We start from the raw sequence: 20,149 nt of genomic DNA, 5'->3' as shown, positions 1-20,149 counted from the left end.
TCCACGCTCATTGGAGCCAATCGGTGCACGCCCCAACACACCGGCGAGAACGAAAAAGCCGCGCCTGTCAGCCAGGCGCGGCTTTCGATGTCATGCGACGAAGACGCGCTTAGAGCTTGTCTTCGTGCACCACGACCTTGAACTTGCGGCGCGTGTCCTGGACGTATTGCTGCACGTCCGCGCCCGCGTAGAGCTGGGTGAGCTGCTGGCGCAGCTGGTCGCGCTGGGCCTCGGGCAGCTTGGTGGGATCGCCCGGGGTGACCTTGTCCACGGTGAAGACCACGAAGCGGCCGTCTTCCATGCGCACCTTGCCCGGGGTGACCTTGCCGGCCTCGGGCGCGGGCGCGGCGAACAGGGCCTGGCTGCCTTCCCGCCAGGGGATCTGCGCGCCGCGCGGCAGGCCCGGGATCTGCCCGAACTGGTAATGCGCCGCGTCGGCGATGGCCTTGAGGCTCTCGCCCTTCTTCACCCGCGCCAGCACGTCGTCGGCCAGCTTTTCGGCGGCCTTCTCGGCGCGGTCAGCGCGCACGGCAGCAATGACCTGGTCCTTGACCTTGTCCAGCGGCTGGTCGGTCGCCTCGCTGTGGTCGGTCACGCGCACCACCAGGGCGTGCGTGTCGTCGATCTTGATCAGCTGGCTGGCGGTGCGGTCGGCGATCTGCTGTTCGTCGAACACCACGCGCAGCACCTGCGGGTTGGCCAGCAGGCCCGGCGCGTCGCCGCGCGAGAAGGGGCCGGCCTTCTGCACCTGCAGTCCGGCGGCCTGAGCGCCGGCGGCGAGCGAATCCGGGTTGTCCAGCGTGGCGGTGACCAGCTTGCCGGCCACGTCGTTGTAGTGCTTGGCGTCGGCTTCCTTCTGCGCCTCGGCGGCCAGCTGCGCGCGCACGTCCTCGAAGGGCTTGGCGGACTGGCCCTTGACCTCGCGCAGCTTGATCACGTGGTAGCCGAACTCGCTCTTGATCGGGCCCACCACCTCGCCCGGCTTGGCGATGCCGAACAGGGCCTGTTCGAACGGGCCGACCATCATCCCGCGCGTAACCCAGCCCAGGTCGCCGCCGTTCTCGGCCGAGCCCGGGTCCTGCGAATTGGCCTTGGCCAGCGCGGCGAAGTCCGCGCCCGGGGCCTTGGCCTGTTCGGCCAGCTTGGCCGCCTTGTCCTCGGCCGCCTTCTGCGTGGCCGCATCGGCGCCGGCGGGCACGGAGATCAGGATGTGCGAGGCCAGGCGCTGCTCGGTGGAGAAGCGCGCGGTATCGGCCTCGTAGCGCTTGCGCAGCTCGGCTTCGTCGACGGCCGGCGCGGGCGGCAGCTTGGACGCGTCGACCTCGACGTACTCCACGCTGACCTGCTCGGGCTTGCGGAAGTCGGCGCGGTGGGCGTCGTACCACTGCTTGGCCTGGGCATCGGTGACCGGCGCGGTGTCCGGGGTCGGCGCCGGCAGGGTGGCCAGGGTCACATCGCGCGTCTCGCCCATCAGCTTGAAGAACTGGTCCATCTGCTGATCGGTGACGAAGCTGCTCATCGCCAGGCCCTGCGGCACCAGGGAGATGGTCATGTCCTGGCGCAGCTGCTGCTGGTAGGTGGTCGGAGTCAGGCCGTTCTGCTGCAGGATCGCGGCGTAGGTGGCGCCGTCGAACTTGCCGCCCTGCTGGAAGCTGGCGTCCGAGGCGATCGCTTCGCGCAGCGCGGCATCGCTCACCGCCACGCCGTCTCGCGTGGCGGCCAGTTCGACGACCTTGCGGTCGATCAGGTCGTCCAGGATCTTGCGCTTGTTGGCGGCCGAGTCGAACTCGCGGGCGTCGAAGGCATCGCGCTGCTGCGCCTGCTGGCGGCGGCGTGCGTCGCTCACGGCGCGCTGGTAGTCCTGCACGCTGATGTCGGCGTGCTGCCACAGCAGCGAGAGCGGCGGCCACGACGGGGCCGAGGGCCACCAGGTCGGCGGGGCCTGCACGCGTGCCACGGAGGAATCCGGACCACCGCTCATGTACTCGTTCACGCCCACGAAGGCGAACGGAACGATCAGCAGGCCCATCACCACGGTGGCGATCCAGCCTGAGGTCTTTTCGCGAAGAGTCTGCAGCATCGAGTCGTTAGGTCAGGTTCGGCAAGCCGCGCAGTTTAGCGTGGTTCCACGCGCAATGCCGCCGGCTAGGCCGCGCCCCTGACACGATGCTCAGGCACGGGAAAAGGCTCCGCGGGATCGCGGCGCCTGGGCGTTCCGGCTTCGGAGAGGCAGCGATCCGGCGGGCGGTGGCCGCTTGTCCCTCGATCAGGGCATCCTGCCCTGACTCGGGCGCTCCGCGTCCTGCTTCGCTGGTCGCGGCCACCGCCCGCCGGCCCGCTGCCTAGCGCGTTACGCCTTAAGACTTCGGGTGGAGAGAAATCCCAGTCATCTGCCGAGTAAACGCGCACGATCGTGTCGAGGCTGGCGAAACGTGTTTGCCCGCGCCGCGTGCGGTGACGCACAAAAGAAAACGCCCGCCGGGGTCGCCGGCGGGCGCTTTGAACAACTGGCGGAGTGGACGGGACTCGAACCCGCGACCTCCGGCGTGACAGGCCAGCATTCTAACCGACTGAACTACCACTCCGCGCTTGAAACGCTTTGCACAACATCTGCCTTCACCCTTCGGGGAAAGCAAAGCCCCCAATCGCTCGGGGGCTTTTGGAACAACTGGCGGAGCGGACGGGACTCGAACCCGCGACCTCCGGCGTGACAGGCCAGCATTCTAACCGACTGAACTACCGCTCCGCGCTTGAAACTCTTGGCTGTGGTGCTTGGTGGGTGCTGAGGGTTTCGAACCCCCGACCCTCTCCGTGTAAAGGAGACGCTCTACCGCTGAGCTAAGCACCCTGGCGAGCTGAGCGGATTAGTTTACAGCGTCCTTCAGAGCCTTGCCAGCCTTGAATGCAGGATTCTTCGAAGCGGCGATTTCGATGTTCTCACCGGTCTTCGGGTTGCGGCCCGTACGCGCGGCGCGGCCACGCACCTGGAAGGTGCCGAAGCCCACGATGGTGACCGAGTCGCCGCCCTTCAGCGCTTCGGTGATGCTGGCCACGACGGCGTCGACGGCACGGGTGGAATCAGCCTTGCTCAGGTCGGAACGGCTGGCGACAGCCTCGATCAATTCGGCTTTGTTCATTGCGATAACTCCATGTGCGGTATGCAACCGCTGAATGTGTGACCGGCCCGGGGCTTGCGCCACGTCGGGCCGGTTGGATCCCACTGCGAACGACCGTTGGGGACGTCCTTGGGTGCGGCTTTTATACCAGCCGCACCCCGGTGCCGCAACCGAAAAACCTAATAACGGCGCGGGTTTCAGCGCGTTTTAGGTTTCATGAAGCGCGCAAAGTCAATGCTTGACATCGCGCTGCGGCGCACGCTTGGCCGGCTGCGGCACCTCCACGCCCTTGTCGCCTTCCGAGCCGCCGACCGGCCCGACCGGGCGCTCCAGCGCCAGGTCCAGCACCTCGTCGATCCACTTCACCGGCACGATCTCCATGCCCTTGAGCACCGACTCGGGGATGTCCGCCAGGTCCTTGCGGTTCTCCTCGGGGATGATCACGGTGGTGATGCCACCGCGCATGGCGGCAAGCAGTTTTTCCTTCAGGCCACCGATGGCCGAGACACGGCCGCGCAGGGTGATCTCACCGGTCATCGCCACCTCGGCCTTGACCGGATTGCGCGTCAGCGTGGACACCAGCGCGGTCACCATCGCGATGCCGGCGCTCGGGCCGTCCTTGGGCGTGGCGCCATCGGGCACGTGCAGATGCACGTCCTGCTTCTGCAGGAACTCGGTGTCGATGCCGAGGCTCTCGGCGCGCGAACGCACCACCGACAGCGCGGCCGAGGCCGATTCCTTCATCACATCGCCGAGCTGACCGGTCAGCGTCATGCCGCCCTTGCCGGGCACCAGCGTCACTTCGATCTGCAGCAGGTCGCCGCCGACCTCGGTCCAGGCCAGGCCGGTGACCAGGCCGATCTCGTTGGCTTCCTCGGCGCGGCCGAAGTCGAAGCGGCGCACGCCCTGGTACTTCTCCAGGTTCTTCTCGGACACCACGATGCGCGCCTGGCCCTTCTTGGCCTTCTTCTCCGGCTGCGGGCCGGCCAGCGCGATCTCCTTGACCACCTTGCGGCAGATCTTGGCGATCTCGCGCTCCAGGCTGCGCACGCCGGATTCGCGCGTGTAATAGCGCACGATGTCGCGCACCGCGCTTTCCTCGATCTTCAGCTCATCGGGCTTGAGGCCGTTGGCCTTGAGCTGCTTGGGCACCAGATAGCGCTGGGCGATGTTGAGCTTCTCCTCCTCGGTATAGCCGGGGATGCGGATCACCTCCATGCGGTCCAGCAGCGGGCCGGGGATGTTGAGCGAGTTGGAGGTCGCCACGAACATCACGTCCGACAGGTCCAGGTCCACTTCCAGGTAGTGGTCGTTGAAGGTGTGGTTCTGCTCGGGATCGAGCACTTCCAGCAGCGCCGAGGACGGATCGCCACGGAAGTCCATCGACATCTTGTCGATCTCGTCCAGCACGAACAGCGGGTTCTTGGTGCCGACCTTGTTGAGGTTCTGCACGATGCGGCCCGGCATCGAGCCGACGTAGGTGCGGCGATGGCCGCGGATCTCGGCTTCGTCGCGCACGCCGCCCAGCGCCATGCGCACGAACTTGCGGTTGGTGGCCTTGGCGATGGACTGGCCCAGCGAGGTCTTGCCCACGCCCGGCGGCCCGACCAGGCACAGGATCGGGCCCTTCATCTGCTTCACGCGCGACTGCACGGCGAGGTATTCCAGGATGCGCTCCTTGACCTTCTCCAGGCCGTAGTGGTCGGCGTCCAGCGTCTCCTGGGCGACCTTGAGGTCCTTGCGCACCTTGGAGCGCTTCTTCCACGGCACGCCGAGGATCCAGTCCAGGTAGTTGCGCACCACCGCGGCCTCGGCCGACATCGGCGACATCTGCTTGAGCTTGTTGAGCTCGTTGCGCGCCTTGGTCTCCACGGCCTTGGGCATGCCGGCCGCGGCGATCTTGCGGGTCAGCTCCTCCAGTTCGTTGGGCGCGTCGTCCAGCTCGCCCAGCTCCTTCTGGATCGCCTTCATCTGCTCGTTGAGGTAGTACTCGCGCTGGGACTTCTCCATCTGCGACTTGACCCGGCCGCGGATGCGCTTCTCCAGCTGCTGCACGTCGATCTCGCCGTCGACGAAGCCGACCAGCAACTCCAGCCGCTCGCCGACCGGGATGGTCTCCAGCAGGCGCTGCTTGTCGCTCAGGCGCACGCCCAGGTGCGCGGCGATGGTGTCGGCCAGGCGGCCGGGCTCGTCGATGCCGGCCAGGGTCTGCAGCAGTTCCGGCGGCAGCTTGCGGTTGGTCTTGACGTACTGCTCGAACAAACTCATCAGCGAACGCGCGACGGCCTCGATCTCGCGCGATTCGGCGGCCTCGTCGGTGTCGATCTCCTCGCCCTGCCCGTACAGCGACTGCTCGCGCTCGACGATCTCGCTGACCGCCACGCGCGCGATGCCCTCGACCAGCACCTTGATCGTGCCGTCGGGCAGCTTCAGCAGCTGCAGCACCTGGGCCAGGGTGCCGATCTGGTAGAGGTCGGCCGCGGTCGGGTCGTCGGTGTCGGCCGACTTCTGCGCGACCAGCAGGATGCGCTTGTCGGCGGCCATGGCCTGCTCCAGCGCGCGCATCGACTTGTCGCGGCCGACGAACAACGGGATGACCATGTGCGGGAAGACCACCACGTCGCGCAGCGGCAGCACGGGCAGGTCCAGGATCTGGGGTTCGGTACGGGCCATGGGGGCTCCAGGAAAGTGCGGGGAGGCAGGCTGGGAAGCAGTGCGAACACGTGCCGCAAAAATGCCAATGGCCCCGTTATGGGGCCATTGGCTGGGCGATGCAAGCGAGAATCCGGAGCCCTTTGGCGATCAAGGACTTACCCGATCATTCGGCCGATGCGACCTTGGGCGCGGCCGGCGGATTCTGGTAGATCAGGTAGGGCTCGGACTTGTGCTCGATCACCGACTCGTCCACCACCACCTTGCCGACGTTTTCCAGCGACGGCAGGTCGTACATGGTGTCCAGCAGCACCGACTCGACGATGGTGCGCAGGCCGCGGGCGCCGGTCTTGCGCTTGAGCGCCTTGCGCGCGATCGCCGACAGCGCGTCGGGGCGGAATTCCAGCTCCACGCCCTCCATGTCGAACAGCCGCTTGAACTGCTTGGTGATGGCGTTCTTCGGCTCGGTGAGGATCTTCACCAGCGCCGGCTCGTCCAGCTCCTCCAGCGTGGCGACCACCGGCAGGCGGCCGACGAACTCGGGGATCAGGCCGAACTTGATCAGGTCCTCCGGCTCGACCTCGGACAGCACCTTGCCGATCTCCGGCTTCTTCTCCGAGGACTTGACCTTGGCGCCGAAGCCGATGCCGCTGGCCTCGGTCGAACGCGCCTGGATGATCTTGTCCAGGCCGGCGAAGGCACCCCCGCAGATGAACAGGATGTTCTTGGTGTCCACCTGCAGGAATTCCTGCTGCGGGTGCTTGCGGCCGCCCTGCGGCGGGACGCTGGCCACGGTGCCTTCGATCAGCTTGAGCAGCGCCTGCTGCACGCCTTCGCCGGACACGTCGCGGGTGATGGACGGGTTTTCGCTCTTGCGCGAGATCTTGTCGATCTCGTCGATGTAGACGATGCCCTGCTGCGCCTTGTCGACGTCGTAGTCGCACTTCTGCAGCAGCTTCTGAATGATGTTCTCCACGTCCTCGCCGACGTAGCCGGCCTCGGTCAGCGTGGTCGCATCGGCGATGGTGAACGGCACGTTGAGCAGCCGCGCCAGCGTCTCGGCCAGCAGCGTCTTGCCCGAACCGGTCGGCCCGGCGAGCAGGATGTTGGACTTGGCCAGCTCGACGTCGTCGCTCTTCTGGCGGCTCTCGATGCGCTTGTAGTGGTTGTACACGGCCACGGCGAGCGTGCGCTTGGCGCGCTGCTGGCCGATCACGTACTGGTCGAGCACCTCGAGGATCTCGCGCGGCTTGGGCAGCGAACTGCGTGCCGACTGCGCCTTCTCCTCGAGTTCCTCGCGGATGATGTCGTTGCACAGCTCCACGCATTCATCGCAGATGAACACGCTCGGGCCGGCGATCAGCTTGCGGACCTCGTGCTGGCTCTTTCCGCAGAACGAGCAGTACAGGATTTTGTTGCTCTCGCCGGAACGGCCTTGGCGGTCTTCGCTCATGCTTGTTTTACCCACTCACAGCTGCCCCCGCGGGGGCATTCGATTTCGAGAATAGCACCGGATCGGCGCCGTTGGCGTCTGCCCGGCGCCGCGCCCGGAACGCAGAAATCCGTCTGCAAGTTCCGGGCCCCGGGCCGCCCCGGGCGGCTGGACCGGCTTGAAACGACGCGCGCCGGGTCGTTGCCGCCCGGCGCGCGAGGGCCGAAAGGATCCCGGCCAGCCGGCCGTTCGTTCAGGCAGACTGGATCGACTCGTCCGGACGGCGCTCCAGCACCTCGTCCACCAGGCCGTAGGCCTTGGAGTCCTGGGCGCTCTTGAAGTTGTCGCGCTCGGTGTCGCGGGCGATGGTCTCCAGCGACTGGCCGGTGTGCTTGGCCAGGATCTCGTTGAGCTTGTGGCGCAGGGTCAGGATCTCGCGGGCATGGATGTCGATGTCCGTGGCCTGGCCCTGGAAGCCGCCCAGCGGCTGGTGGATCATCACGCGCGAGTTGGGCAGCGCATAGCGCTTGCCGGCCGCACCGGCCGCCAGCAGCAGCGCGCCCATCGAGGCGGCCTGGCCGACGCAGATGGTGCTCACGTCCGGCTTGATGTACTGCATGGTGTCGTAGATCGCCATGCCGGCGGTGACCACGCCACCGGGCGAGTTGATGTAGAAGCTGATGTCCTTTTCGGGATTCTCGGCCTCGAGGAACAGCATCTGCGCCACGATCACGTTGGCCACGTGGTCGTCGACCGGCCCGACCAGGAAGATCACGCGCTCCTTGAGCAGGCGGGAATAGATGTCATAGGCGCGCTCGCCGCGGCTGGTCTGCTCGACCACCATCGGAACGAGATTCAAGGCCTTGGTCAGGTTATCCATGGAGTGAGGCACCTTATCGTTGTTGGATCCGTCTCCCCGGGAGGGGACACGTGGATTGCGCTGGATCCCGCCTCACCGCACCGGCCGGCGCCTTTGGGGCACCGGACCGATGGCGAAACCGGGGACCGTTACTGCCGGATCGCGTCCTGGAAGGACAGGCCCTGTTCGGTGTGCTGGGCGCGCTCGGCGATCCAGTCGATCACCTGCTCCTCCATCACACGGGACTGCAGCCCAGCCATCATCTGGGGGTCGTTGCGGTACAACTCAATGACCTGCTCGGGCTCCTCGTAGGTGGAGGCGATCAGGCGCAGGGTTTCCTGCACGCGCTTGGGGTCCAGGCGCAGCTCGTTGCGGCGGGCGACCTCGCCCACCAGCAGGCCGACCAGCACGCGCTTGCGCGCCGGGTCCAGGAAGCCCTGGTAGGCGTCGTCGGGCACCTGCAAGTTCTGGCCCTGGCGGCGGGCCTGCTCGACCTGCTGGGCCAGCATGGCGCGGGCCTCGTTCTCGACCAGGCGCTCGGGCATCTCGACCGAGGCGTAGGCGGCGATCAGCTGCTCACCCACCTCGCGGCGCAGGCGGTTCGCCAGCGCGCCCTTGAGCTCGCGCTCCAGGTTGGTGCGGATGTCGGCGCGGAACTGGGCCTCGTCGCCACTCTTGACGCCGAAGCTCTTGATGAAGTCCTTGTCCACCGGCGGCAGCACCGAGGCGGCCACGTCGGTGACCTTCAGGTGCACCTGGACGCTCTTGCCGGCCAGCTGCGGCACGCGCCAGTCGGCCGGGAAGGCGACGGTGATCTCCTTGTCCTCGCCCTTGGACATGCCGACCAGGGCCTGCTCGATGTCGGCGAACATCACGCCCGAGCCGATCAGGGTGGCGCCGGTCTCCACGCCCTCGGCGGGCAGGCGCTCGTCGCCGGCCTGCGACCAGGTCTCCAGCGCGACGCGGTCGCCCTCGGCGGCGGGACGATCCACCGCCTCGAAGGTGCGGCGCTGCAGGCGCAGGTTCTCGATCATCTGGTCGATGTCGGCGTCGGTCACCTCGGCGGTGTGGCGCACGACGTTGAGCTTGGAGACGTCGATCTCGCCGAAGTCCGGCACCACCTCGAAGGTCGCGACCCACTCCAGCTCGCCCTCGCCGGCCGGCTCGAGGCGCGGATTGCCGGCCAGCTGCAGGGCCTGTTCGCGCACGGCCGAGTCGAAGGTCTCGCGCAGCAGCCCGTCCAGGGCCTCGGCGCGCACCTGCTTGCCGAAGCGCTGCTCGATCACCTTGGCCGGCACCTTGCCCGGGCGGAAGCCCTTGATGCGCACGGTGCGGCTGAGCTCGCGCAGGCGGCCGCCGATGTGGTTGTCCAGGCGCTCGGCCGGCAGCGTGAAGCTCATGCGGCGCCCAAGGCTGCCGGTCGATTCGACGGAAACGGTCATCTCACTTAGCTCCTGCAACCGCGACGCAAGGCTGGTCGCGGGTCATCGTTGTTGAAGGTTGAAGGGGTTGCTTCGGACGCGGGCCGCGGATGCCGCGGTCGGGCCCCTTGCCGAACGCGCTAGTTTCGCCGATTGGGCGCGGTTTGACCACAAATGCGTCCAGGCGCGTTGACAGGTGCACCTCGCATCCAGACAATACGCGTCCTTTCCGGCGGGCAACGTCGGTCAGGGACCGGCGAGTCGCCGGCCCGCACACGGTTTCCGGGGTATAGCGCAGTCTGGTAGCGCGCCTGCTTTGGGAGCAGGATGTCGGGGGTTCGAATCCCTCTACCCCGACCATCCAACGCGGTCCGATCGATGAAGTCCGGATGCGATCCAGCCGGGCGCCCGTAGCTCAACTGGATAGAGCACCGGCCTTCTAAGCCGGCGGTTACAGGTTCGATTCCTGTCGGGCGCGCCAATTCACCGGTGCACGAGGCTGGATGCGGTATCAGTGGTGGCTGTAGCTCAGTTGGTTAGAGTACTGGATTGTGATTCCAGATGTCGGGGGTTCGAGTCCCCTCAGCCACCCCAATCCGCAGCGGTTTTCTTCGACAAGGGTGTTGCACAAACCGAATCATCGCGTATACTGCGCGACCAGTTTTCGGGGCCGTTAGCTCAGTTGGTAGAGCAGTTGACTCTTAATCAATAGGTCCAAGGTTCGAATCCTTGACGGCCCACCAAACAAGAAGGCGTCCAGTGCTCTGGGCGCCTTCTTTCTTTTCCGGCTTCGCAAAGCCACGGGCTCCGGCGCGGCGCAAGGCAGCGCGGCGACTTCCCCGCCCGCTGGACCCGGCCAGCGCCGCTGCCGCAACGATCGGGCAAACCGAGCACTAACAGCATCGTCAGCGCCTACTGTCGCGATGGACAGGTAGAATGCGCGCGACCTCATGCGAAAGTGGCGGAACTGGTAGACGCACTGGATTTAGGTTCCAGCGGGTAACCCCCGTGCGGGTTCGAGTCCCGCCTTTCGCACCAGCATCATTCGAAGGTATCGCCCAGGGAGGCACCATGATCCGCAGCGGCAATCCGGCTCTGAAAGAGTCCACGTTCCTCGACCTCGGCACCGGCGCGGTGGTCACCCGCGACGGCGGGGCGATGACCCTGAACGGCACGGTCAACAAGACCGGCTTCCTGCTGCTGCTGAGCCTGCTGACCGCGGCCTTCGCCTGGAACCAGTCCACCATCGCCCTGCCCAACGGCGAGATGACGGCGGCCGCCGGCGCGGCGGTCTACGTGATCGGCGGCGCAATCGGCGGCTTCGTGCTGGCGCTGGTGACGGTGTTCAAGAAGGAATGGTCGCCGGTCACCGCGCCGCTGTACGCGCTGGTGGAAGGCTTCTTCCTCGGCTCGGTCTCGGCGCTGTACGAAATGCGCTTCCACGGCGTGGTGTTCCAGGCCGTGCTGCTGACCTTCGGCACGCTGTTCGCGCTGCTGATGGCCTATCGCAGCGGCCTGATCAAGGCGACCGAGAACTTCAAGCTGGGCGTGGTCGCGGCCACCGGCGGCATCATGGTGATGTACCTGGTCTCGATGGTGATGCAGCTGTTCGGCATGAACGTGTCCTACCTGCACGGCTCGGGCGTGGTCAGCATCGGCATCAGCCTGGTCGTGGTGGTGGTGGCCGCGCTGAACCTGGTGCTGGATTTCGACTTCATCGAGTCGGGCGTGGACGCCGGCGCGCCGAAGTACATGGAGTGGTACGGCGCCTTCGGCCTGATGGTCACGCTGGTGTGGCTGTACGTGGAATTCCTGCGACTGCTGTCCAAGCTGCAGTCGCGGAATTGACGGGAATGGGGAATCGGGAGTGGGGAATCGTAAGAGCCCGCTTCTCGGTCACTGATCGAATCACCCATCAACCCGCATAACGAAAAAGGGCGCCGTGAGGCGCCCTTTTTCGTTGCGGGTCGGCGGGGCTCAGAGGCGGCTGGCGATGGCCTTGGCGAAGCCCATGGTGTTGCCGGTGCCGCCCAGGTCCGGGGTGACCGAATCCTTGGCCTCCAGTGTGGCCACGATCGCCTTGCGCAGGCGCGTGGCGTTGTCCGGCTGGCCGATGTGGTCGAGCAGCTGCGCGGCGGCGAGCAGCAGCGCGCAGGGGTTGGCCTTGCCCTGCCCCGCGATGTCCGGCGCCGAGCCGTGCACGGCCTCGAAGATCGCCGCGTTGGTGCCGATGTTGGCGCCCGGGGCCAGGCCCAGGCCGCCGACCAGACCGGCGCACAGATCCGAGAGGATGTCGCCGAACAGGTTGGTGGTCACGATGATGTCGAACTGCTCCGGACGCATCACCAGCTGCATGCAGGTGTTGTCCACGATCATCTCGTTGCACTCGATGTCGGGGTAGTCCTTGGCCACTTCGCGGCCGACCTTCAGGAACAGGCCCGAGGTCGACTTGATGATGTTGGCCTTGTGCACCAGGGTGACCTTCTTGCGGCCGGTGGCGCGGGCCAGGTCGAAGGCGTAGCGCACGATGCGCTCGGAGCCCTTGCGGGTCACGCGCGCCATCGACACGGCGGTCTCGCCGTCGGCGGAGACTTCCTGGCCTTCGCTCAGGTAGGCGCCCTCGGTGTTCTCGCGCACCGTGATCAGGTCCACGCCGCTGCCGAAGCGCGACTTGGTGTTGGGGAAGGAGATCGCCGGACGCACGTTGGCGTACAGGTCGAAGTGGCGACGCATGGTCACGTTGATCGAGGTGAAGCCCTCGCCAACCGGCGTGGTCAGCGGGCTCTTCAGCGCGACCTTGTTCTTCTCGATCGACGCCAGGGTCGAGGCAGGCAGCAGGTCGCCGTGCTTCTCCAGCGCGACCAGGCCGGCGTCGGCTTCTTCATAGGTCAGGCCGGCCTTGAGCGCGTCGAGCACGTGCAGGGTGGCTTCCATGATTTCCGGGCCGATGCCGTCGCCGCGGATGACCGTGATGGTTTGCGTCATTGAGTGGGGATCCAAGCTGTGGCGCGCTGCAGGAGTGCCGCGCGGGGGGCTCGCCAGTATGCAGGGTCGCCCGCTTGCCCTCAAATGCAACCATTGGCGTGGATGCCCTAAATTCCTCTAAATCTTCGGAAAGCCGGCGATCTTGTCGCCAACAATCAGAAAACCATGAGTATGTGGATTCAGGTATGTATTAAGAATGCATACCTGAAGAGCCCTGAAAAGTCCCACTGTGCGCAGGACTGGGGTTCCTTTGCCCCCTCCCTTTCGCCGCAGGCGAAGGGGAGGGCCGGGGTGGGGTGCTGTTGCTGTTGCTTTGGCGGCTTGACCGGTAAAGCCCCAACCCCTCCCCATCCCTCCCCTGCGCTTCGCGCAAGGGAGGGGCCTCAAGTCGATACCTTCCCGTCACTGATCGCGTTGTGCGCGAGGAGGGAGTTCGAACGCTCACGCAAACCGAAGCGTTGTGACCTGACGCGCGAGGCAGCGGGCCGGCGGGCGGGGGCCGCGCCTAGCGAGGCAGGACGCCGAGCGCCCGAATCAGGGCAGGATGCCCTGATTGAGGGATAAGCGGCCCCCGCCCGCCGGACCGCTGCCCTTCCGAAGCCAAGACGCTCAACGGCAACGCGATCCCGGTACTGCGAGAAGCACTCTGATCTTGGCACCCCGAGCGAAAGTCCCTGGGTTCCCGCGTTCGCGGGAACGACGATAGGGGTGTGCCAGGCGCGGCAGATGACCCGACCGAGAGAAAGGCGGACACCGCCCGCCCGGCCGCTGCCCCGCCGAAGCCGAACCGCAGCCCTTGCGAGCGGCGAGGCCCTCGCGCCGAGCGCGCCAACCAGCAAAAGAACCGCCCGTCAGCCGTGATCGTGCGCGGCAGGCGCCGGCGCGCCACCTTCGAGCTGGTCGAGGAAGTCCACGGCGCGGCGCAGGTGCGGGATTACGATCGACCCGCCCACCACCAGCCCGACCGAGAAGGTCTCGAAGAACTCCTCGCGGGTGACGCCGACTTCCTTGCACTGGGCCACGTGATAGCTGATGCAGTCGTCGCAGCGCAGCACCATCGAGGCCACCAGGCCGAGCAGTTCCTTGGTCTTCACGTCCAGCGCGCCGGCCTGGTAGGTCTGCGTATCGAGCGCGAAGAACCGGCGCACGACCTGGTTGGGCTCGGCCAGGATGCGCTGGTTCATGCGCTGGCGGAACTCGGTGAAGGCCTGGACGCGGTCGGCCTCGGTCTCCCCGCCCTGGCTCATGCCGCGTCTCCGGCCAGCAGCGGCTCGAGCTTGCCGGCACGGTGCAGCGCCATCATGTCGTCGTAGCCGCCGACGTGGGTCTCGCCGATGAAGATCTGCGGGACGCTGGTGCGCCGGGTGCGCGCCATCATCTTCTCGCGCTCGGCCGGATCGGTGTCGATGCGCACCTCGGTCCAGGTCTGGCCCTTGGACTTGAGGAAATTCTTGGCGGCCACGCAGTACGGGCAGACGGCGGTGGAATACAAAGTGATCTGGGGTGCGCTCATGGGGAATTCTCGGCACGTGGGAAGGTCTGAAGACGCATCATGGTGGCATGTCACCGGCGGACCAGAGGGCGCAATGCAACGCTGCGGATTAACCACGGATTCACCCCTGGGCACAGGCGCCCCGCCATGCTGCGCGGATTTCCGCCGATGCATCGAGGGATCGACCGCGTGCGCCTGACCCTGCTGGCCACTGCCCTGACCACGCTGATCGCCGCACCGCTGGCGTTCGCCCAGGCCGACAGGCTGCCCGATATCGGCTCATCGGCCGGTGAACTGCTGACACCCGCCCGCCAGCAGCAGTACGGCGCCATGACCCTGCGCGAACTGCGCAACTACGGCTATCTGCTGGACGACCCGCTGATCGACGACTGGCTGGACCGCGTGGGCGGCAAGCTGGCGGCCAACAGCGACCGACCCTCGCAGCCCTTCACCTTCTTCATGCTGCCCGACCGGCAGATCAACGCGTTCGCCACCCTGGGCGGCTACATCGCGGTCAATTCCGGTCTGGTGCTGACCGCCGAGCGCGAGGACGAAGTGGCGGCGGTCCTGTCGCACGAGATCGCCCACGTCACCCAGCAGCACGTGCTGCGCAGCGTCGAGCGCGCCCAGCGCGACCAGATCCCGATCCTGCTGGGCATGCTGGGCGCGATCATCGCCGCGCAGGCGGCCGGCGGCCATTCCAGCGGCGATGCGACCCAGGCCGCGGTGGTCAGCGGCATGGGGCTGATGCAGCAGCGCCAGATCGACTACACCCGCTCCAACGAGTCCGAGGCCGACCGCATCGGCATCCAGACCCTGGCCCGCGCCGGCTACGACCCCGACGCCATGGCCGGCTTCTTCAGCCGCATGGACCAGGCCATGCGTGCCAACAAGGGCGGCGAACGCGAGCGCACGCCCGACTATCTGCAGACCCACCCGGTCACCAGTTCGCGCATCAGCGAGGCGCACGACCGCGCCGAGCGGATCAAGCGCGAGAAGAACGTCATCACCACCGTCAGCACCCCGGGCGGCAAGATCGTCGAGTCCAGTCCGCGTGAGGGCGACTACGCCGCCGGCGCGCGCAGCAACAACCCGCTGCTGCCCTTCCAGGTGACCCTGCCGCAGGCCAGCTTCGACAATGGCGCCACCGGGCTTTTCCAGTGGGCCAAGGAGCGCCTGCGCGTGCTCAGCGCCAACACGCCCGATCAGGCCATCCGCGAGTACGAGAGCATCCGCCGCAGCACCGGCGAACTGAGCGAGGCCCAGCAGTACGGCCTGGCCCTGGCGCAGCTGCGCAACAACCAGCCCGGCGCCGCCGTGGCCGCCCTGACCCAACTGCTGCAGCGCTCGCCCGGCAACCAATGGCTGGGCATCGGCCTGGCCGAGGCCCAGGCCCGGGCCGGCGACGTGCCCGGGGCCAAGGCGCGCTTCAAGGACCTGATGGCGCGCACGCCCAACAGCCGCGCCGTGGCCCTGGGCTACGCCCAGGTGCTCAACGGCCAGGGTGACCGCGCCGGCGGCCAGCAGGCCCAGGCCGTGCTGCAGCCGCTGCTGGACGCCAGCGCGCAGGACCCGATCTTCCAGCAGGCCTACGCCCGCGCCTGCGAGCTGGCCGGCGACAGCGTCCGGGCCGGTGAGGCCTACGCCCAGGTCGCCTACCTCAACGGCCGCCCCGAGCAGGCCCTGACACAGCTCAGCAATCTGAAGAAGCGCGAGGCGCTGGACTATTACGCCCGCGCCCGCATCGACGCCCGCATCGCGGCCATCACCCCGGAGGTGCTGGCCCTGCGCGATGCCGGGGTCAAGGATCCGGACCTGGACCGCAACCGCTGAGGGCCTCGGGCGCACCGGTCCGCAGCGGGTGTCACAATCGAGTCACAAAATTGTCGTCTACTGCCGCACGTCCCCAATCCGTCCGGCTCCCGTCCCGTGCAGAAGCGCATCCTGATCGTCGATGATGAACCCGCCATCCGTGACATGGTGGCCTTCGCCCTGCGCAAGGGCGAATTCGAGCCGGTGCATGCCGGCGACGCCCGCGAGGCGCAGGGCGCCATCGCCGACAAGGTGCCCGACCTGATCCTGCTGGACTGGATGCTGCCCGGCACCAGCGGCCTGGAGCTGGCCCGTCGCTGGCGCAAGGACGCCCTGACCCGCGAGGTGCCGATCATCATGCTCACCGCGCGCGGCGAGGAGAACGACCGCGTCGGCGGCCTGGAGGCCGGCGTGGACGACTACGTGGTCAAGCCCTTCTCGGCGCGCGAACTGCTGGCCCGCATCCGCGCGGTCATGCGCCGCTCGCGCGAGGACGAGGAGGACGGCAGCATCGCCCTGGGCGCGCTGCGCATCGACGGCGCCGCCCACCGCGTGTTCGCCGAGGACACGCCGGTGCCGATCGGTCCGACCGAGTACCGCCTGCTGCACTTCTTCATGACCCACCCCGAGCGCGTCTATACCCGCACCCAGCTGCTCGACCACGTCTGGGGCGGCAGCGTCTATGTGGAGGAGCGCACCGTGGACGTGCATATCCGCCGCCTGCGCAAGACCCTCGAACCGCACGGCGTGGACAACATGGTGCAGACCGTGCGCGGCTCGGGCTACCGCTTCTCGGTGTCCACTTAAGGCCCGTAACGAGGGAAATAGGTAACGAGTGGACCGCCCCGCGACTGGGGCGTCCGCCTCGCTCGTGCCACGTTCCTCCACACGCGTGCCTCGCCTTGCGCTGCTCGCCCTGTCACATGTTCTGACTCACAATCCCCACATGCCTCAGCACCTGCGCTCGGCCTGGAACCGCACCCTGTTCCGCCTCGCCACCCTGCTCCTGATCGTTGCGGTCGCCGGCTGGCTGGCGGGCGCGTTCTGGCCGGTGCTGGCGGTGGGCGCGCTGTGCGTGGTGGCCTGGCAGTTCCTGCGCCTGCGGGCGGTGCTGCGCCGGCTGACGGCGCGCGCGCGGATCAAGCCGGCCGAAGGCGACGGGGTGTGGAACGAGCTGGACCGCCTGCTGCACCGGGGCCAGGTCGAGATGCGCACGCGCAAGCGGCGCCTGCTGGCGATGCTGCGCGCCTATCGCGCCGCCGCCGCGGCCCTGCCGGACGCGGTGGTCGTCATCGACCGCAACAGCCAGCGCGTGCAGTGGTTCAACAAGGCCGGCACCACGCTGCTGGGCCTGCGCCATCCGGCCGACCTGCACGCGCCGGTGGTCGATCGCCTGCAGCCGCTGCCGATGGCGCACTGGCTCAGCGCCGGGCGCAACGCCGAACCGATGCTCGACGCGGCCTCGCCGATCAACCCGGACCTGCGCCTGAACCTGCGCCTGATCCCCTACTCGGACCAGTACTGGCTGCTGGTGGCGCGCGATGTCAGCAAGCTCAACCGGCTGGAGGAAATGCGCCGCGACTTCGTGGCCAACGTCAGCCACGAGCTGCGCACGCCGCTGACCGTGGTGCACGGCTACCTGGACATGCTCGACGCCGACGAGATGCCCGAGTGGAAGCCGATCCTGGACGAGATGCAGAAGCAGTCCGCGCGCATGACCCAGCTGGTCGAGGACCTGCTGACCCTCTCGCGCCTGGAAGTGCAGGACAGCCTGGCCGACGAGGCCATCGCCATGGCGCCGATGCTGGCCACGCTGCGCCGCGAGGCCGAGGCACTCAGCCGCGGCCGCCAGACCATCGTGGTGGAAGACAGCGGCGACATCGACCTGCGCGGCTCCAACAAGGAGCTGCACAGCGCCTTCTCCAACCTGGTCAGCAACGCGGTGCGCTATACGCCGGCCGGCGGCACGATCACCATCGGCCTGGCCCACGAGGGCGCCGGCGCGGTACTGAGCGTGCGCGACACCGGCTACGGCATCCCGGCCGCGCACCTGCCGCGCATCACCGAGCGCTTCTACCGCGTCTCGACCAGCCGCTCGCGCGAGAGCGGTGGCACCGGCCTGGGCCTGTCCATCGTCAAGCATGTGCTGAACCTGCACCAGGCGCGGCTGGAGATCGAGAGCGCCGTCGGCCAGGGCAGCACCTTCTCGGTCCACTTCGGCCCGGCGCGCGTACAGCCCCGTGAGTCCGCCTTCCCCTTCCCGCAGAGCCTTCCCGCATGATCGCCGCCGTCGAGCCAACCCTTGAAGCCGCAGATCCGCTGCGCGATCCGTCGCTGTACTTCAACCGCGAGCTGTCGCAGCTGGATTTCAACTTCCGCGTGCTGGCCCAGGCGCTGGATGGCAGCGTGCCGCTGCTGGAGCGACTGCGCTTCCTGTGCATCAGCTGCACCAACCTGGACGAGTTCTTCGAGATCCGCGCCGCGACCGTGCGCCACGCGCAGGACTTCGGCCTGCCGCCGGGGCCGGACGGGCTGACGCCGGCCACCGTGCTGGCGCGCATCCACGACCGCGCCGCCGAGCTGGTCGATGCGCAGTACAAGTGCTGGAACCAGGTGCTGCGCCCGGCACTGAACGAGGCCGGCGTGCGCGTGCTCAGCCAGTCGGTGTGGAACGCGCGTCAGAAGCGCTGGCTGCGCGCCTACTTCCGCAACGAGATCATGCCGGTGCTCTCGCCGCTGGGCCTGGACCCTTCGCACCCGTTCCCGCGCATCCTCAACAAGTCGCTCAACATCGTGGTGGTGCTCAAGGGCAAGGACGCGTTCGGCCGCGCCGGCCACATGGCCATCGTGCGTGCGCCGCGCTCGCTGTCGCGCATCATCCACCTGCCCCAGCGCGTGTCCGGCGGCGAGCACGACTTCGTGCTGCTCTCCAGCGTGCTGTCGGCGTTCGTGGACGACCTGTTCCCGGGCATGGAGGTCAAGGGCGCCTACCAGTTCCGCGTCACCCGCAATTCCGAGCTGGTGGTCGACGAAGAGGACGTGGAGAACCTGGCCCTGGCCCTGCGCGATGAGCTGGCCGGGCGCGGCTACCGCCCGGCGGTGCGCCTGGAGATTGCCCACGACTGCCCCAAGGCCATCGTCAACACGCTGCTGGAGAACTTCAGCCTGACCGAGAACGCGGTCTACCGCATCGACGGCGCGGTCAATCTCAACCGCGTGATCCAGGTCTACGACCTGGTGCAGCGCCCGGAGCTGAAGTACCCGCCCTTCACCCCACGCCAGCTGCGCGATGGCGATGCGATGTTCGAGACGGTGGCCGACGGCGACGTGCTGCTGAGCCACCCCTTCGATGCCTTCACTCCGGTGCTGGAGCTGCTCAAGCAGGCCGCCACCGACCCCAACGTGCTGGCGATCAAGCAGACGCTGTACCGCACCGGCAAGGACTCGGCCATCGTCGATGCGCTGGTGCTGGCCGCGCGCAACGGCAAGGACGTCACCGTGGTGGTCGAACTGCGCGCGCGCTTCGACGAGGAGGCCAACCTGGGCCAGGCCGACCGCCTGCAGGCCGCCGGCGTACAGGTGGTGTACGGCGTGGTCGGCTTCAAGACCCATGCCAAGATGCTGCTGATCGTGCGCCGCGAGGGCCGCAAGCTGCGCCGCTACGTGCACCTGGGCACCGGCAACTACCACGCCGGCACCGCGCGCGCCTACACCGACCTGGGGCTGATCACCGCCAACCAGGACATCGGCAACGACGTGCACCTGCTGTTCCAGCAGCTCTCCGGGCTGGCGCCGACCACCAAGCTCAAGCTGATGCTGCAGTCGCCCTTCACCCTGCACCCGGGGATGATCAAGAAGATCGAGCGCGAGGCGCGCTTCGCCCGCGCCGGGCGGCCGGCGCGGATCATCATCAAGGTCAACGCGATCAACGAGCCGCGCGTGATCCGCGCGCTGTACGCCGCCTCGCAGGCCGGCGTGCAGATCGACCTGATCGTGCGCGGCGCCTGCACCGTGCGCCCGGGCGTGACGGGCGTGTCGGAGAACATCCGCGTGCGCTCGATCGTCGGACGCTTCCTGGAGCACAGCCGCGTGTACTGGTTCGGCAACGACGGCGATCCGGAGCTGTACTGCGCCAGCGCCGACTGGCTGGAGCGCAACCTGCTCAACCGGGTCGAGGCCTGCTTCCCGATCCTGGACGAGAAGCTGTCCGCGCGCGTGTTCCGCGACCATCTGCAGAACTACCTGGACGACAACACCAACGCCTGGGAGCTGGAGACCAACGGGGTCTACCACAAGCTCTCGCCCGGTCCGGACCAGGCGCCGCATTCCGCCCAGGGCACGCTGCTGGCCAAGCTCTGAGGCCGTGCCCGCCGGTCCAGG

14 protein-coding genes and 8 tRNA genes are annotated in these 20,149 nt (G+C 67.6%); 10 read left to right on the top strand and 12 right to left on the bottom strand.

All coding sequences use genetic code 11. The features are described 5' to 3' along the window. Positions 1-109: 109 nt before the first annotated feature. From MWN52_RS06240 to tig, 9 genes are all read right to left on the bottom strand, one after another. Positions 110-2,080 (bottom strand): SurA N-terminal domain-containing protein, encoded by a 1,971-nt coding sequence (locus tag MWN52_RS06240; protein WP_286577078.1) that lies wholly within the window; start codon positions 2,078-2,080, stop codon positions 110-112. Positions 2,081-2,508: 428 nt separating this feature from the next. Continuing rightward, positions 2,509-2,585: transfer RNA gene (locus MWN52_RS06235), tRNA-Asp, on the bottom strand. Between the two features lie 84 nt (positions 2,586-2,669). Next, a tRNA-Asp gene (locus MWN52_RS06230) sits at positions 2,670-2,746 on the bottom strand. A 27-nt stretch (positions 2,747-2,773) separates the two neighbouring features. Continuing rightward, positions 2,774-2,848 (bottom strand) — tRNA-Val (locus tag MWN52_RS06225). Between the two features lie 16 nt (positions 2,849-2,864). Continuing rightward, the gene (locus MWN52_RS06220) at positions 2,865-3,137 is read right to left on the bottom strand and encodes an HU family DNA-binding protein (RefSeq protein WP_130519995.1); all 273 of its coding nucleotides are present in this window, start codon (positions 3,135-3,137) and stop codon (positions 2,865-2,867) included. Positions 3,138-3,347: 210 nt separating this feature from the next. Then, positions 3,348-5,789, bottom strand: coding sequence for an endopeptidase La (lon, locus tag MWN52_RS06215; protein ID WP_130519993.1), 2,442 nt, complete (start codon positions 5,787-5,789; stop codon positions 3,348-3,350). 145 nt (positions 5,790-5,934) lie between these two features. Further along, on the bottom strand, positions 5,935-7,221 hold the full coding sequence (gene clpX / locus MWN52_RS06210; protein WP_130519991.1) for an ATP-dependent Clp protease ATP-binding subunit ClpX: 1,287 nt from the start codon (positions 7,219-7,221) through the stop codon (positions 5,935-5,937). 232 nt (positions 7,222-7,453) lie between these two features. Then, positions 7,454-8,080 carry an ATP-dependent Clp endopeptidase proteolytic subunit ClpP gene (gene clpP / locus MWN52_RS06205; protein WP_130519989.1) on the bottom strand — a complete coding sequence of 209 codons (627 nt, stop codon included), beginning with the start codon at positions 8,078-8,080 and terminating at the stop codon, positions 7,454-7,456. Positions 8,081-8,208: 128 nt separating this feature from the next. Further along, on the bottom strand, positions 8,209-9,501 hold the full coding sequence (gene tig, locus MWN52_RS06200) for a trigger factor (protein ID WP_286577077.1): 1,293 nt from the start codon (positions 9,499-9,501) through the stop codon (positions 8,209-8,211). Positions 9,502-9,763: 262 nt separating this feature from the next. Here tig and MWN52_RS06195 point away from each other — a divergent pair. The 6 genes from MWN52_RS06195 (at position 9,764) to MWN52_RS06170 (ending at position 11,328) form a co-directional block, all read left to right on the top strand. Further along, positions 9,764-9,840: transfer RNA gene (locus MWN52_RS06195), tRNA-Pro, on the top strand. A 44-nt stretch (positions 9,841-9,884) separates the two neighbouring features. Beyond that, a tRNA-Arg gene (locus tag MWN52_RS06190) sits at positions 9,885-9,961 on the top strand. A 36-nt stretch (positions 9,962-9,997) separates the two neighbouring features. Continuing rightward, positions 9,998-10,074, top strand: a tRNA-His gene (locus MWN52_RS06185). A gap of 73 nt (positions 10,075-10,147) precedes the next feature. After that, positions 10,148-10,223: transfer RNA gene (locus tag MWN52_RS06180), tRNA-Lys, on the top strand. A gap of 209 nt (positions 10,224-10,432) precedes the next feature. Then, a tRNA-Leu gene (locus tag MWN52_RS06175) sits at positions 10,433-10,518 on the top strand. A gap of 33 nt (positions 10,519-10,551) precedes the next feature. Then, positions 10,552-11,328 carry a Bax inhibitor-1/YccA family protein gene (locus MWN52_RS06170; RefSeq protein WP_130529138.1) on the top strand — a complete coding sequence of 259 codons (777 nt, stop codon included), beginning with the start codon at positions 10,552-10,554 and terminating at the stop codon, positions 11,326-11,328. Between the two features lie 129 nt (positions 11,329-11,457). On the opposite strand, the gene MWN52_RS06165 is transcribed toward MWN52_RS06170, so the two are convergent. From MWN52_RS06165 to grxC, 3 genes are all read right to left on the bottom strand, one after another. Further along, positions 11,458-12,465: an isocitrate dehydrogenase gene (locus MWN52_RS06165; protein WP_286577076.1), complete on the bottom strand. Its 1,008-nt coding sequence runs from the start codon at positions 12,463-12,465 to the stop codon at positions 11,458-11,460. Positions 12,466-13,316: 851 nt separating this feature from the next. Continuing rightward, positions 13,317-13,712 carry a carboxymuconolactone decarboxylase family protein gene (locus MWN52_RS06160; RefSeq protein WP_130523499.1) on the bottom strand — a complete coding sequence of 132 codons (396 nt, stop codon included), beginning with the start codon at positions 13,710-13,712 and terminating at the stop codon, positions 13,317-13,319. Continuing rightward, positions 13,709-13,978: a glutaredoxin 3 gene (grxC, locus tag MWN52_RS06155; RefSeq protein ID WP_130519979.1), complete on the bottom strand. Its 270-nt coding sequence runs from the start codon at positions 13,976-13,978 to the stop codon at positions 13,709-13,711. Before grxC ends, MWN52_RS06160 begins: the two co-directional genes overlap by 4 nt. A gap of 168 nt (positions 13,979-14,146) precedes the next feature. On the opposite strand from grxC, the gene MWN52_RS06150 reads away from it, so the two are divergent. The 4 genes from MWN52_RS06150 (at position 14,147) to ppk1 (ending at position 20,128) form a co-directional block, all read left to right on the top strand. Then, the gene (locus tag MWN52_RS06150; protein WP_486660047.1) at positions 14,147-15,790 is read left to right on the top strand and encodes a M48 family metalloprotease; all 1,644 of its coding nucleotides are present in this window, start codon (positions 14,147-14,149) and stop codon (positions 15,788-15,790) included. Positions 15,791-15,886: 96 nt separating this feature from the next. Then, positions 15,887-16,576 (top strand): phosphate regulon transcriptional regulator PhoB, encoded by a 690-nt coding sequence (gene phoB / locus MWN52_RS06145; protein ID WP_130519977.1) that lies wholly within the window; start codon positions 15,887-15,889, stop codon positions 16,574-16,576. 139 nt (positions 16,577-16,715) lie between these two features. Then, positions 16,716-18,050: a phosphate regulon sensor histidine kinase PhoR gene (gene phoR, locus MWN52_RS06140; protein ID WP_130519974.1), complete on the top strand. Its 1,335-nt coding sequence runs from the start codon at positions 16,716-16,718 to the stop codon at positions 18,048-18,050. After that, positions 18,047-20,128, top strand: a complete 2,082-nt coding sequence (ppk1, locus tag MWN52_RS06135; RefSeq protein ID WP_286577074.1) for a polyphosphate kinase 1 — start codon at positions 18,047-18,049, stop codon at positions 20,126-20,128. Before phoR ends, ppk1 begins: the two co-directional genes overlap by 4 nt. Positions 20,129-20,149: the final 21 nt, after the last annotated feature.

This window comes from Pseudoxanthomonas winnipegensis (assembly GCF_030322905.1).
Lineage (GTDB): Bacteria > Pseudomonadota > Gammaproteobacteria > Xanthomonadales > Xanthomonadaceae > Pseudoxanthomonas_A > Pseudoxanthomonas_A winnipegensis.
The sequence above is the reverse complement of the archived record's forward strand: the minus strand, read 5'-3'. Positions and strand labels throughout refer to the sequence as shown.